Below are 13,920 nucleotides of genomic sequence, written 5' to 3' on the forward strand. Positions count from 1 at the left end.
GTCGAACCGGTTCGAAGCACTGTTGCTCCGACCCCGGACCGACGCCCGCCGTCGTCCGGCCGGCTGTCCCCACAGAAAGTGACCAGCGTGACAACGATGTCCTCCCCGAGGCGCGGCACCCGCTCCCTCGCCCTCGCGCTGAGTGCCGCGACACTCGCCGCCCTCGCCGTCGCTCTCCCGAGCGCCGAGTCCGCCTCCGCGGCCGACACCTCCGTCCCCGCCGACGCGCTCATCCTCCAGTACGACTTCGAGCAGGGGCAGGTGTCCGGATCCACGGTCGCCGACCTCTCGTCGAAGAAGCTCGACGGCACCGTCGTCAACAGCGCGAGAGCGACGTACGTCGCGGGTCGGAAGGCCGGTACGACCGCGATCGACCTTCCCGGGGGCGCGGCGGACTCGACCTCCGCGCCGTACCTGACCGTGCCGAACGGGCTCTTCCAGGGCGTGACGCAGACCACCGTCTCCGCCTGGACGAAGTGGTCCGGCACCGGAGGCTTCCAGTGGCTGTGGTGCCTGGGCATCAGCCCCGACGCCGCGTCGGCCTTCGCTCCGTCGTTCGACGGCGGCAGCGCCCGCGCGATCATCAAGCAGCTGAAGGACGGCGGCGAGACCGGAGTCTCCAGCTCCTCGCCGCTGCAGAAGGACCAGTGGGTCAACGTCACCGCGACGATGGACGGCACGACCGTGACCCTGTACCTCAACGGTCTGCAGGTCGCGACGGCTCCCGCCTCCGTCGACCTCGCGAAGCAGCTCTACTCCGCCTCCGCCTCCAAGAGCGGCAACATCGGCCGGGCGCTCTGGAACGTGCACCCCTACTTCGACGGAGCGATCGACGACTTCCGCGTCTACAACCGGGCTCTGACCGCCGCTCAGGTCCGGGGTCTGGCGGGCGACGCCGCGCCGGCCGTCACCGGCGTTCTCTCGACGAGCGTCGCGGTCACCACCGGCATCGGCGTCGCGCCGGCCCTGCCGGGGGTCCCCGCCACCTACTCCGACGGCGTGAACCGTGACGCCCCGGTCACCTGGGAGAGCGTCCCCGCCTCCGCGTACGCGAAGCGCGGCACCTTCACCGTGAAGGGCACCGTCACCGGCCTCGGCACCGCGGTCACGGCGACCGTCACGGTGCGCGCACTCGACGAGATGACCATCGACCTCGGCACGAGCACCGGGGAGTTCATGGGCGGCGCGTCCGGCACCCTCTACGGGGTCTACGGCGAGGGCCTCCCCTCCGACAACCTCCTCGAGGGGATCGACCTGCGCACGGTCTCGACCAAGGCGCAGGACGGGCCGCAGCATCCGGGCGCGGACGCGCTGAGCGTCGCGAAGGCCGTCGCCGACACCTCGGACGGCGACACCTACATCTACATGACGGACATCTACCGCGGCTTCCCCTACGAGTGGCCGGGCAGCACTCCCCAGGAGAAGCTGGCCGACTACCAGGCGAAGATCGCCACGCAGGTCGACCAGGTGCTCGCGCTCCCCGAGGAGTACCAGGACAACATCGTGTTCGTGCCGTTCAACGAGCCCGAGGGCAACATGTTCGGCAACGGGAAGTGGAGCTACGACGGGAAGAGCTGGCTGGAGGACCCGACCGCGTTCTTCGCGGCCTGGGACAGCACCTACGCGCTGATCCGCGACAGGATGCCCGACGCCCGCATCGCCGGACCGAACACCAGCGTCCTCTACGACCAGGTCCGCGGGTTCATGACCCACACGCTCGAGCAGGACACCGTCCCCGACGTGATGACCTGGCACGAGCTGAGCGCCCCGGGTGAGATCCGCACCAACGTCGACCGCTTCCGGGCCTGGGAGGACGAGCTGTACGCGGGCACGTCCTACGCCGGGAAGCACCTGCCGGTGAACCTCAACGAGTACGCCTTCAACTACCACACCTCCGTGCCCGGCCAGATGGTCCAGTGGATCAGCGCGCTCGAGGACAAGAAGGTCGACGGCGACATCGCCTACTGGAACATCGACGGCAACCTCTCCGACTCCGCGGTGCAGGCCAACCGCGCCAACGGCCAGTGGTGGCTCCTCAACGCCTACGCCTCGATGACCGGCGACACCGTCGCGGTCACGCCGCCCAAGCCCGGCCAGAGCTACACCCTCCAGGGCGTCGCGACCCTCGACACCGCGGCCAAGCAGGCGAGAGCCCTCTTCGGAGGCGTCGGCGGCTCGCAGAAGGTCGCGTTCGAGCGCATCCCGGCCGCCACCTTCGGCTCGAAGGTCCACGTGGAGGTCAGCGAGATCCGCTGGACCGGCCAGGTCGGCGACTCGGGAGCCCCGCAGACGGTCAAGGAGTTCGACGCGTCCGTCGTGGACGGCGCCCTCTCGCTGGACTTCGGCGGATCCCTCCCCGCGCTCGACGTCGACTCCGCCTACGAGGTCGTCCTGACCCCGGGCGCCAACGCGTCGTCGCCGTCCGCTTCGCCCGTCGACTTCCGCCAGAAGTACGAGGCCGAGGACGCCCGCTACACCGGATCGCGGAACCTCAACGGACCCGAGGGCTCGCCGACCAACGTCGGCGGCTTCTACACCTCGGGCGGACGCAACGTCGGCGGGATCCGCACCGGCGGCGACCTGAAGCTCGACTTCGCGGTCACCGTCCCGAAGGACGGCGAGTACGACCTCAGCGTCTTCGCCAACTCCCTCAACACCTACGCCGCCAACGCCCAGCAGGGTCCGATCAACGCGTTCCTGAGCGTCGACGGCGCTGCGGAGCAGGAGATCCTCCTTCCGCTGGCCTACAAGTTCGTGGTCTGGGACCACGCGGACACCAAGGTGAAGCTGACCGCCGGCACCCACACGATCTCGCTCGCCGCGAAGAACCTCGCCGGCACGAAGTCGACCGTGGGCGACGCGATCGTCGACAAGATCGAGCTCTCCCTCCCCAGCGCGGCCGTCGCGACCTCGATCCACGAGGCCGAGACCGGCACGCTCGACAACGGAGCGACGGCCGACTACTCCCGCGCCGGCGTCTCCGGCTCGGGCACGGCGAAGCTCACCAGCGGCGCCTCCACCACCGTCTGGGGCTACTCCGCGAAGGACGCGCCGTCTTCCGTGACCGTGGACACCCTGGACGGCGGCACCGGCGACCTCTACGTGAACGATGTGAAGGTCGGGCCGGTGGGCGCGAGCTCGACCCGTCAGGTCTTCCTCTCGGGCGGCGTGAACAAGATCGAGGTCGTCGGCACGAGCGGCACGCTCCTCGTCGATCGGATCGTCATCGGAGCGAGCGCGAACCCGCCCGCGACGACGAGCTATGAGGCGGAGGCGGCCACGATCACCGGCCCCGCCACGGTCCGCGACCTGTCCTTCGCGTCGGGCGGCAAGGCCGTCGGGAACATCGGGGGCGGACGCGACGGCGACTCGACCCTGACCTTCGGCGACGTGAAGGCTGAGCAGGACGGGACGTACGCGCTCACGCTGCGCTACTCCAACGAGGAGCAGTCCCCCGCGACGCACTACAACCCCGACCCGCTCGCCCGCCACGCGGACATCACGGTCAACGGAGTGACGCAGCGCGTGCTCTTCCCGCACACGTTCCACCAGAACCAGCTGTGGGACCTGAGCGTGCCGGTCACGCTCAGGAAGGGCTCGAACACCATCGCGATCACCTCGAAGGAGCTCCCGGGCTTCGACGGGACGACCTACCTCTCCGACACCTTCCCCGGCGTCCTGCTCACCTCGCAGTACGCGCCCAACATCGACAGGATCTCGGTCACGCCCTTCGTCGGGCGGACCACGGGCCTGACGGTGAGCGGCACGGCGGCCTCGCGCTGCACCGCGGGGAAGGTCACGATCACGGGGACGGCGACCAACACCAGCGCGGTCGCCGCTGACATCACGATCGGCTCGGCCTGGGGCACGAAGACCTTCACCGGGGTCGCTCCCGGCAAGACGGTCTCAGCCGCCTTCAGCACCCGCGCTGCGAGTGTCGGAGCCGGCGCTCTCGACGTGCGGATCTCGGGGACGGTCGACGGCGCTGCGGCGAGCGGATCCACGGCACCGGCCTACGGTGCGGCGCGCTGCGGCTGATCCGTCCAGAACGCCCTGACGCGGCCGGGCACCTCGTGCGCCCGGCCGCGTCGGCGTGTCGTCGGGACCGGAGGTTCCCCGACGGGGACGAGCGCGCCGTGGACGAGCAGAGCGCCGGAGCCGCAGCGTCCGGTCCTCGCTCCGGGGACGCGGCGCCCGAGTTGCGTGCGCCGCGCCGCACTGCCACTCTCGACACGGTTCGAGCGGGGGTGGAGATGGCCACGATCGGAGACGTCGCGAAAGCGGCAGGGGTCTCTCGCAGCACGGTGTCGTACGTCCTCTCCGGCAAGCGCAGCATCTCCCCCGAGACGCGCAAGCGCATCGAGGACGCGATCGCCGAGCTCGACTTCACGGTCAACGCCGGAGCACGGGCGCTCGCGACGCGCCGCACCATGGCGCTGGGCCTGCTCGTCCACTTCGACCCGGACGAGTTCGCGCCCGCGATGGTCGAGTACGTCCTCCCCATCACGGCCCGCGCCCGCGAGCTCGGCTACGACGTGCTGCTGGCCACCGAGGCCGACGGGGCGGCTGCCGTCCGCCGGCTCACGCGCTCCGGCCAGGTCGACGGACTGATCCTCCTGAGCGTCGCGGACGACGACGACCGGCTGCCCGTCCTGCGCGCCTCGCGGCGGCCCGGTGCCGCCCTCGGCGTGCCCGCGGACGCCTCCGGGGTGGACGTCTTCGACCTCGACTTCGGCGACGCGGCCCGCCTGCTGATCGAGCACCTGGGCGCCCTCGGGCATCGGAGCATCGGTCTCGTCACCCCTCCTGAGCGCGTCTTCGACCGCGGAGGGACCTACGGGCTCCGGTTCCGCGAGTCGGCTCTCGAGACCGCCGGTCGGCTCGGGATCGAGCTGGTGCTGCGCCCGGCCGCCACCGCCGCCGACGCCGTCGAGCCGATGGTCACGGCGTTCCTCGACGACAACCCCGGTCTCACGGCGCTGGTCGTCCACAGCGACCGGACCATCGCGATGCTTCCCGCGATCCTGGGCCGACGCGCTGTCGCCGTGCCCGGGCAGCTGTCCGTCGTGAGCCTGTACTCGGCCGAGTTCGCCCGCGACTTCTCGCTCCCCTACAGCTACGTCGAGACGGGTGCCGCCGAGCTCGGCGCGCACCTGGTCGACACGCTCGTCGAGCGGATCGAGCAGCCGTCCCGCGGCGAGGAGCCGTCGATCCGCCTCCTGCCCGCGCGTCTCGTCGACCGCGGGAGCGCCCGCGCGGTCTGAGGACCGCTCCGGAGCCCCCGAGGCCCGGTCAGAATCGCGAGGCGACCTCGTAGAGGACCTCGTCGTCGCCCGCGTAGACGCCGTCGCGCCGCGGCCAGTGCGCGATCACGTCCGTGAAGCCGAGCTCCTCCGCCCGGCCGGCCATGTCCTCGAACCGGGCGACGCTCTCGAGGGAGTAGTCGCTCCCGGAGTCGAGGGAGAGGTGGCGCTCGACGGTGCGCGGGTCGCGCCCGGCCGCCTCGAGCGCCGCGTCGAGCCGCCGGGAGAGGGACGCGACCGCCCGCCACCACTCCTCGCTCGACACTCCCTCCGGGCCGGTGGTGACCCAGCCCTGCCCGCGATCGGCGACGAGCGCGAGGCCCTTCGGCCCGTTCGCGGCGAGGACGAACGGGACGCGGGGGCTCTGCACGGGCTCGCCCACCATGCGCGCCGAGCGGGCGGTGAACCACTCCCCCTCGAGGTCCACGCCGCTCGAGCCGGGCTCCTCGAAGCGCAGCAGCGCGTCGAGGGCTGTGACGAACTCGGTGAAGCGCTCGTGCCGCTGCCGGGGCGAGTAGTCGGGCTGCCCGAGCACGCGCGCGTCGAAGCCCGTGCCGCCCGAGCCGACCCCGAGGATGGTCCGACCGCCCGAGATCTCGTCCAGCGTCGCGATCTCCTTCGCGAACGGCACCGGGTGGCGGAAGTTCGGGGAGGCCACGAACGTGCCCAGGCGGAGCGTCTCGGTCACCATCGCGGCAGCGGTGAGGGTGGGGACGGTCGCGTGCCACGGCTGGTCGGCGAGGGAGCGCCAGGAGAGGTGGTCGTAGGTCCACGCGTGGTCGAAGCCCAGGCCCTCGGCCGACTGCCACTTCCGGCGGGCCTCGGCCCACGGGTCCTGCGGGAGGATGACGATGCCGTGTCGCATCGTCCGAGTGTACGAGCGCCGTCGGGTCAGAGCGCGGCGGGCGGCACCGGGGGCGGATCGGGCACCTCGTCCACGACCGAGCGCGGGACCATCAGGGTCGGCATCCGCACGCGCAGGCGCAGCGGTTCCCGCTCCGACGCGCCGAGCAGCTCGCGGGCGGCGCTCCGCACCTGCCGAGCCAGCGCCGGGTGCACGACCCTCGGATCCTCGAACGCGGCGACCAGCTCGCGCAGCACTCGGGTGGTGCTCCGCGGGTCGCCGTCCTGCCTGGGCATCGGATCGGCCCCTCACTCTCGGCACGGCCGTCAGGGTCCCGACGGTGCAGCGGATGTCTCGCGCCGACGGTAGGGCCGGGGACGGCGCCGTGGCACTGAGGTTGACAACGGGAGGACCCGGCGGATCGCGGTGCGCGGGGTGCAATCCGCGGCGAGGGCGGTCCTGGCGGGGAACGACGGCCACCGCCGGGAGAGCCCGCTTCCACGATCGCGCCCGTCCGGTCGCGGCTGCTCTCGGGGCGTGATCACGACGACGGAGCGGGTGGACGACTGGATCGAGGGCTGGTGCCGGGCACGCGGCGTGCAGCGCGTCCGCGAGGACGGGGCATGGCTGGTCGATGTCGGAGCGGAGTCGCGCACGCGGGAGCGGATCCTGGTCGATCCGTCGCCCTCCGCGCTGCAGGCGGGCGCCGAGCAGACGGCCGGGCCCCGGGAGTGGATGACGGTCATCGGCCTGGGCGACGACGCCCGCCTCGCGCCCGCCGCCGGGCTGGAGCTCGTGTCGGGCGACGAGAGCCTGATGGCGGCGCTCCTCGACACGGGCCGCACCGCCGAGGGTGCCCTGCTCGAGGGAGCCGTGCTCGAGGCCGCCGACGGAGTGGCGAGCGTCCGGCTGCTGGTCGACGGAGTCGTCGCCGCTCAGGGCACCGCCGCCGTGCACGGGACGGTCGCGGTCCTGGACCGGATCGAGACCGATGCGCGGTTCCGCCGACGCGGGCTGGGACGGCGGGTCGTCGACGCCCTCACCGCCTGGGCCCGGTCCGAGGGTGCACGGAGCGGTCTCCTCGTCGCCAGCACGGACGGCCGCGCCCTCTACCTCACCCTCGGCTGGGAGGTGGTCGCGCCGGTGCGCATCTGGCGCGGGGCCGCACTCCGAGATCCGGGACAGGGCTGCGCGGCCGCCGGGCGATGATCCCCCGCCGTACGGCCCTCCGGGAGCGCACGTCCGCCTGAGTACGGAATCCCGCGCAGCGGATACAGGCGGCGGAGAACGGCGGAGCAGCCGTGAAGCGGCCGCCCGCCGATCTGTATTCAGCCGATAACACGACCCTCGAAAGAGGGACGCGCGCTATCGCTCGAACAGCCTTGTCCGAGAAGCGGATCATCCACTTCTCGGACTCGTGTCACCGCCCTCGGGTCGTCAGCCGAGAGCGCCCTTCTCGGCCGAGTAGAGCTGCTTCACCTGCTCCGCGGTCAGCGCCCGGTCCCACACCCGCAGTCGGGCGAGGGAGCCGGCGAAGCGGTTGATCATCGTGCCGTCCCGGCCGACCGCTCCGACCACGAAGTCGCCCGGAGCCGCGTTGAGGCCGTCGGGGTAGACGTAGGGGTTCTTGGCGTAGGTCGCGCCGAGCTTGTCGGTGTACACCGGGTACGCGGTGGCGGCGCCGTCGAGGTACGAGACCGCGACTGCGCCGTCGTACGTCCCGACGTGCAGCTGCCACACGCCGCGCGTGATCCGGCGGGGCTCCACCGAGTAGTCGCGCGAGTACGGGTAGCCGGGCGTCGGCCCGCCGAGCTTCGAGACGTGCATGCACACGCGCTCCCAGCCGCCGTACTCGGGGAGGTTGTTGAACAGCGCATAGGAGCGCAGCGGCCCGACCGTCGACTCCTCCCAGACGCCCGCGATGCAGGCGCCGTCCGCGTCGGAGTTGAGCACCCACACCGCGATCGTCACCTGGCCGGTCGAGGCGCCCAGGTTGAGCGGGCCGACCTCGTCCTTGGGGACGACCAGGTGGTCCGTCGTCCCGTTGAGGGCGACTCCGGTGCCGAACGGCGTGGCGACGGCGCGGGCGGAGGAGCCCGCGCCCTGCCGGAGCGCCGGAGCGCCCGCGACGGCCGAGGCGAAGGGGGCGGCGCTCTCGGCGAAGGACCACTCCGCGATCGGCGTGGGCACGGTGACCGTGGGGACCGGAGCGGCGTCGCCGACCACGAACGCGTCGAGGATCAGGTTGGTGCCGCTCGAGGCCGGGTTGCGGCCGCTCCCGCGGCGGATGGTCACCGTGTGCGGCCCGGCCGCGAGCTGTCCGCTGCTCCAGACCGTCTGCTTCGACCGCGTCGCGGCGCTGTAGCGGTCGACGGACGCGACCTTGACTCCGTCGAGCTCGACCTCGTTGATGCCGGACGAGCCGGTGAGGCGGCTGATCCAGCTCACGCTGGTACCCGTGAAGGCGAGGGTGGCGGAGGCGCCCGCGGTGGTCGAGTAGGCGATGCTGCCGCCGCTGTCCGTGCTCGCCTTCAACGTCGACCAGGTGCCGGTCGTGACGATCGGGGCGGCGCCGTTCTCGTAGGTGCCCGCTCCGGGCAGCGTCGTCGCCGGCGGAGGCGTCGCGTCGCCGACCACGAAGGAGTCGAGCAGCAGGTTGGTCCCGGTCGAGGCCGGATTGCGGCCGCTCCCCCGGCGGATCGTCAGCGTGTGCGGCCCGGCGGCGAGCTGTCCGCTGCTCCACACCGTCTGCTTCGAGCGGGTGGACGCGCTGTAGCGGTCGACGGAGGCGACCTTCACACCGTCGAGCTCGACGTCGTTGATCCCGGAGGACGACGTGAGTCGGCTGATCCAGGCGATGCTCGTGCCGGTGAAGGCGAGCGTCGCGGAGGCGCCGGAGCTGGTCGAGTAGGCGATGCTCCCGCCGCTGTCCGCGGTGGCCTTCAGCGTCGTCCAGGTGCCGGTGGTGACGATCTGCGCGGCGCCGTTCTCGTAGGTGCCCGCGCCGGGCAGCGTGGACACGGGTGGCGTCTCGGGCTCGGGCTCCGTCTGCGGCACGGGGCCCTCGGTGATCCAGCGCTGGAAGGTGTCGAGCATCTCCTTGTTGGTGAAGCTCGGGACCTTGTGCCCGTCGGTGCCCTCCCCCGGGTGGGTGCGGACCGTCGCCTCCTTCGCCAGGGGCAGGGCCGCGGCGTGGAGGGCGGCGCCGTGCAGGGCGAACGGCACGACCTTGTCGTCGGGCGATCCGGTGATCCTCAGCCGCGCACCGCGCCACACCGACGCGGGCAGCCGCGCCGGGTTGGTGGCGGCGATGGCCGCGGCGTCGGCGTACTCGGGGCCGATCCGGTCCGGTTCGCTCGCCGCCCGCTCCTCCATGTCGTAGGAGCTGTTGCAGAGGTACGCGCCCCGGATGTTCGGCACCATCCGCTTCCCGTAGGCCCAGGTCAGAAGCGGCCCGCCCCCGGAGTCGGAGCGGAGGAGGCTCGCGTCGATCCGCCATACCGACGAGGCCCAGGCGGCGACAGCGGCCTGGATCTCGATCGCCCGCGGGCTCGACCAGATGCTGCCGCCGTAGGTCGGGCAGATGCTGACGATGCCGCGGTCCACGGCGAGGTCGGCCGAGTACGCGAAGGCGCTCGAGAGCGCCGTGTGGGTGCCGTTGCGGGCGTGATAGTACCAGAGCATCGATGCGCCCCTGGTCTGCGACGGAGGCGTCGCGTGCGGCACGAACAGGCGCGCCCGGTCCCCCGCGACGACGACGTCGATGATCTCGTAGCGCTTCCCGCCCGTCTTCGACGTGGCGGTGGACAGGCGCGAGACCTCGCCGGGCAGTCGGGGCACCGCGGTGAGGTCGCCGGCCGCGAGGGCCGGCGTCGCGAAGGCGATCGCGCCCGCGCCGGCGACGGATCCGGCGAGGATCGTGCGGCGGGAGAGAGCGGAGAGGGCCTTGACGCCCGATCGGGAGCCGGTGCGGGAGGAGTCGGCGGAGTCGCCGACGGCAGTGTCCTGAGGAGTCACGGAAGAGAGAGCCTTTCCGATCGTCACCGTTCCGGGTACACCGATCGAAAGAGGAGGAGAAGGCGTTCAGTGAACGAGCGGCAGCGCTCGCGTTACTGATGCGGATCACCTTCTCCTCGAGAAGGAAAGGGAAGCCGGATCAGGCTAACAGAGGGGAGGAGAAGGGGTTCTGTATTTCTACCCACCGTTTCATCGACCGGAGGAGAATGGGCGAGGAATCGCTTATCCGGCCGCTTATCGTCCCTTTTCCGGTGACACGACGCGTGCTGGACACCGCCGTCTGGCAGGATGCCCCCGTGTCGGAGACGGGTCGGCTGCAGCGGGGCGGCGCCCTCCCCGTGCTCCTCGTGTTCCTCCGCCTCGGGCTGACCTCGTTCGGCGGGCCGATCGCGCACCTCGGCTACTTCCGCGAGGAGTTCGTGGTGCGCCGCGGCTGGCTGACCGATCGCGCGTACGCCGACCTCGTCGCGCTGTGCCAGTTCCTCCCCGGACCCGCGTCCAGCCAGGTCGGGATGGCGGTCGGCCTGCAGCGCGCGGGACTCGCCGGACTGGTCGCCGCGTGGTGCGGATTCACGCTCCCCTCGGCGATCGCCCTGGTCCTCGTCGCCGGGCTCGTCGCCGGTGCGGGCGACGTCGCCTCCGCCGGCTGGCTCCTGGGCCTCCAGGCGGCGGCGGCCGCGGTCGTCGCGCAGGCCGTGCTCGGGATGGCGCGCTCGCTCGCACCGGACCGCCGCCGCGCGACGATCGCCGGCGCAGCGGCTGTCGCCGTCCTCCTCGCCCCGGAGCCCGCGCTGCAGGTGGCGGTGATCGCGGCTGCGGGCCTGGCCGGCGTTCTCTGGCTCCGCCGCGAGGAGGGGGCTCCGGACGACGGCCCGGGGTTCGCGGTCCGGATCCCGACGGCGCTCGCGGTCTCGGCCCTCGCCCTCTGGGGGCTCCTCCTGGTCGGCCTCCCCCTGCTCGCCGCGCTCACCGGCGAGGGAGCGGCGGGTCTCGCCTCCGTCTTCTACCGGTCGGGCGCTCTGGTGTTCGGGGGCGGCCACGTCGTGCTGCCTCTGCTGGAGGCGCAGACGGTCGGCGCCGGCACGGTCGGGCAGAGCGAGTTCCTGGCCGGATACGGGGCGGCGCAGGCGGTGCCCGGCCCGCTCTTCACCTTCTCCGCGTTCCTCGGCGCGGTGGGCGCGGGGACGCCGGACGGTGTCGCGGGGGCGGCGATCGCGCTGGTCGCGATCTTCCTGCCGGGCGCTCTGCTCGTGGTCGGCGTGCTCCCGTTCTGGCAGCGGCTGCGGCACCTGCCGGTCGCGCAGAGGGCGCTGGCCGGCGTGAACGCCGGCGTGGTGGGACTGCTCGGCGGCGCCCTCTACGACCCGGTGCTGACCGAGGGCATCGGCTCGACCGGCGCTCTGGCGCTCGCGATCGGCGCCTTCGTGGCGCTGACGCGCTGGACCGTGCCCCCGTGGATCGTCGTCCTCGCCGCCGCGGGCCTCGGCGCCCTGCTCCTCTGACTCCCTCCGGGGACGACGATCCGGACCAGCCCTGGCAGTCTGGACGCATGAGGGCTCGGGGGACGACAGCGGCAGTGGCGACGACGGCAGCGGCGGGGCTCCTGCTGCTGGGCGGGTGCACCGCCGGCGGCGGGGCCGAGGCGGGCGCCACGGCGTCCGCGCCCGCCTCGCGGACGCCGAGACCCGCCATCACCGACCTGATCACTCCGAGCCCGACCCCCTCCGCTCCGGCGACCGCCGAGCCGGTCGGAACCGTCGTCGACGCCGGGCCGGTCGGCGAGGGAGTCCCCGCCACCGTCTCGGGCACCGGCCCGGCCGACGTGTCGTTCCAGCGGCAGGGCGAGTTCGCGGTCGTCCTGAGCCTGGACTGCTCGGCCTGCACCGGCACGGCGATCGTCACCGCCGCGGGCCGGATGACGCCCTTCGGCGAGGCCGCCGCCCCGATGACGGGGTCGTTCCTGACCGGGATCTTCCACGACGACCCCGTCGAGCAGCAGGTGATCGTCCGAGCCGACGGGCCGTGGACGCTCGGCCTGCAGAGCTGGAACGACCTCGCGACGGTGAGCGGTGCGCAGTCCGGCACCGGCCCGGCCGTCCTGTTCTTCTCCGACGACGTCCCGCGCGTGACGGTCGACTACACGCCCGCGGGTCCGGACGACTCGTTCTCCGGCCGTGTGTTCACGACCTCCGATCAGCCGCAGCTGTTCGGCGACTCCGTCGCCTTCTCCGAGGTGTTCGAGGCCGACCTGCCCGGCGTCATGGCCGTCCAGACCGAGGGGACCTGGACCGTGACGCCGACGCCCTGACCCGGGGTCGCGACGCGCCGTCCGCGGAGTCGGGGAACGGGCGCCCCTCGGCCCAGACCCGCTGCACGCGGAGCGACGCGTCGAGCAGGACGACGTCGGCGCGGTACCCGGGGGCCAGCAGGCCGAGGTCGCCACGGCCGAGCACGCGGGCGGGAACGGCGGTGAGGGCGGCGACGGACGCCTGCAGCCCGAGCCGGCCGGGCCCGACGGCCCGCCGCAGGGCCTCCTCCTGCGTGAGCGTGGATCCGGCGAGCACAGCGGTGCCCGTGAGCCGGGCGACTCCGCCGAGCACCTCGACGTCGAGCGGGCCGAGGCGGTGCACTCCGTCACCCGCCCCGGCCGCCGCCATCGCGTCGGTGACGAGCGCGATCCGCCCGGGAGCCGCCGCGAACGCGAGCCGCACCACCTCGACGTCCACGTGCCGGCCGTCGAGGATCAGCTCGAGCGCGACCCGCTCGTCCCCCAGGGCCACCGGGATCGGGCTCGGGGAGCGGTGGCCGATCCCGGGCATGGCGTTGAACGCGTGCGTGACCAGCCGGGCTCCGCGGTCGAACGCGGCCCGCGCCTGGTCGGCGTCCGCCTCGGTGTGGCCCACCGCGACCACCGTGCCGGCGCCGGCGAGCCGCTCCACCGCGGCGAGGGCTCCCGGCAGTTCGGGCGCGAGCGTGATCTGCGCGAGGCGTCCGCGGGCGGCGTCCAGCAGCCGACTGACCGCGCCGGAGAAGGGGTGCACGAGAGCCGCGGGGTCGTGCGCTCCCCTGCGCGAGGGCGCGAGGAACGGGCCCTCGAGGTGCGCGCCGAGCACGAGCGGGTCGGTGGCCGCGAGGGCCGAGACCGCGTCCAGAGAGGACTCCAGCTGCTCCAGCGGCGCCGAGACCAGGCTGACCAGCGAGCGCGTGGTGCCACGGGAGCGGTGCAGCGCGAGGCCCGCGCGGATCGCCTCCGCTCCTCCGTCGAAGCCGTGACCGCCCCCTCCGTGCACGTGGAGGTCGAGGAAGCCCGGGACAGCGGTGAGGCCCCGCGCGTCGTACAGCTGCGCCCCCTCCGCCTGCGCCTGCCAGCCGGTGCCGGTGCCGGTCGCCGTGATCGCGCCGTCCCGCGCGCGGAGCCAGTGGTCCTCCACCGTCCCGGCCGCGTCGACCTTCCGTGCGCTGTGGATGATCAGCGCGGCGTGCGCCATGCGGTCCCCTCCTGGGTGTCGGTTCCGGATTGTCGGGGACTCCGCCCCTCCCGACGATGGCACAGCCCCTGCCGGTCGAGCCGGTCCGACACCGATCACTGCGCCACCCGAACGCATTCCGCGCCTCCGCGTCACGAACAGGGACCTCGCGCGTCTCCTGTGCATGCCTCCCCTGGACACCCAGGAGGGGACCGCATGGCGCACGCCGCGCTGATCATCCACAGCGCACGGAAGGTCGACGCGGCCGGGACGGTGGAGGACCACTGGC

The 13,920-nt window shown here is 72.9% G+C and carries 9 protein-coding genes; 5 read left to right on the forward strand and 4 right to left on the reverse strand.

Going from position 1 to position 13,920, the window contains the following annotated elements; all coding sequences use genetic code 11:
• Positions 1 to 96: 96 nt before the first annotated feature.
• Together C5C36_RS02275 and C5C36_RS02280 are read left to right on the forward strand one after the other, a co-directional pair.
• Positions 97 to 4,038 carry a LamG-like jellyroll fold domain-containing protein gene (locus tag C5C36_RS02275; protein WP_104309152.1) on the forward strand — a complete coding sequence of 1,314 codons (3,942 nt, stop codon included), beginning with the start codon at positions 97 to 99 and terminating at the stop codon, positions 4,036 to 4,038.
• Between the two features lie 215 nt (positions 4,039 to 4,253).
• A complete protein-coding gene (locus C5C36_RS02280; protein WP_104246852.1) occupies positions 4,254 to 5,264 on the forward strand; it encodes a LacI family DNA-binding transcriptional regulator in 1,011 nt (336 codons plus the stop codon).
• 28 nt (positions 5,265 to 5,292) lie between these two features.
• On the opposite strand, the gene C5C36_RS02285 is transcribed toward C5C36_RS02280, so the two are convergent.
• Together C5C36_RS02285 and C5C36_RS02290 are read right to left on the reverse strand one after the other, a co-directional pair.
• Positions 5,293 to 6,168 (reverse strand): LLM class flavin-dependent oxidoreductase, encoded by an 876-nt coding sequence (locus C5C36_RS02285; protein ID WP_104309153.1) that lies wholly within the window; start codon positions 6,166 to 6,168, stop codon positions 5,293 to 5,295.
• Positions 6,169 to 6,194: 26 nt separating this feature from the next.
• On the reverse strand, positions 6,195 to 6,443 hold the full coding sequence (locus C5C36_RS02290; protein ID WP_146085295.1) for a hypothetical protein: 249 nt from the start codon (positions 6,441 to 6,443) through the stop codon (positions 6,195 to 6,197).
• A gap of 241 nt (positions 6,444 to 6,684) precedes the next feature.
• Here C5C36_RS02290 and C5C36_RS02295 point away from each other — a divergent pair, with 241 nt between their 5' ends.
• Entirely contained in the window at positions 6,685 to 7,356 is a 672-nt protein-coding gene (locus C5C36_RS02295; RefSeq protein WP_219814459.1) for a GNAT family N-acetyltransferase, read from the forward strand.
• A 228-nt stretch (positions 7,357 to 7,584) separates the two neighbouring features.
• Here the strand turns inward: C5C36_RS02295 and C5C36_RS02300 are convergent, their stop codons facing one another.
• Positions 7,585 to 10,164 carry a LamG-like jellyroll fold domain-containing protein gene (locus C5C36_RS02300; RefSeq protein ID WP_104260708.1) on the reverse strand — a complete coding sequence of 860 codons (2,580 nt, stop codon included), beginning with the start codon at positions 10,162 to 10,164 and terminating at the stop codon, positions 7,585 to 7,587.
• A gap of 314 nt (positions 10,165 to 10,478) precedes the next feature.
• Between C5C36_RS02300 and chrA the strand changes: the two genes are divergently transcribed.
• Positions 10,479 to 11,666: a chromate efflux transporter gene (gene chrA / locus C5C36_RS02305; protein WP_258072162.1), complete on the forward strand. Its 1,188-nt coding sequence runs from the start codon at positions 10,479 to 10,481 to the stop codon at positions 11,664 to 11,666.
• 74 nt (positions 11,667 to 11,740) lie between these two features.
• Positions 11,741 to 12,472: a hypothetical protein gene (locus tag C5C36_RS02310; protein WP_104260710.1), complete on the forward strand. Its 732-nt coding sequence runs from the start codon at positions 11,741 to 11,743 to the stop codon at positions 12,470 to 12,472.
• Here C5C36_RS02310 and C5C36_RS02315 read toward each other — a convergent pair.
• Positions 12,423 to 13,652 (reverse strand): N-acetylglucosamine-6-phosphate deacetylase, encoded by a 1,230-nt coding sequence (locus C5C36_RS02315; protein WP_104309155.1) that lies wholly within the window; start codon positions 13,650 to 13,652, stop codon positions 12,423 to 12,425. The genes C5C36_RS02310 and C5C36_RS02315 overlap by 50 nt on opposite strands.
• Positions 13,653 to 13,920 lie beyond the last annotated feature (268 nt).

Source organism: Rathayibacter sp. AY1G1 (genome assembly GCF_002932095.1).
GTDB lineage: Bacteria > Actinomycetota > Actinomycetes > Actinomycetales > Microbacteriaceae > Rathayibacter.

Bases quoted from the DNA above. Each gene is read 5' to 3' on its own strand.
- C5C36_RS02275 (WP_104309152.1), top strand. From the start codon at position 97: ATGTCCTCCCCGAGGCGCGGCACCCGCTCCCTCGCCCTCGCGCTGAGT.
- C5C36_RS02280 (WP_104246852.1), top strand. From the start codon at position 4,254: ATGGCCACGATCGGAGACGTCGCGAAAGCGGCAGGGGTCTCTCGCAGC.
- C5C36_RS02285 (WP_104309153.1), bottom strand. From the start codon at position 6,168: ATGCGACACGGCATCGTCATCCTCCCGCAGGACCCGTGGGCCGAGGCC.
- C5C36_RS02290 (WP_146085295.1), bottom strand. From the start codon at position 6,443: ATGCCCAGGCAGGACGGCGACCCGCGGAGCACCACCCGAGTGCTGCGC.
- C5C36_RS02315 (WP_104309155.1), bottom strand. From the start codon at position 13,652: ATGGCGCACGCCGCGCTGATCATCCACAGCGCACGGAAGGTCGACGCG.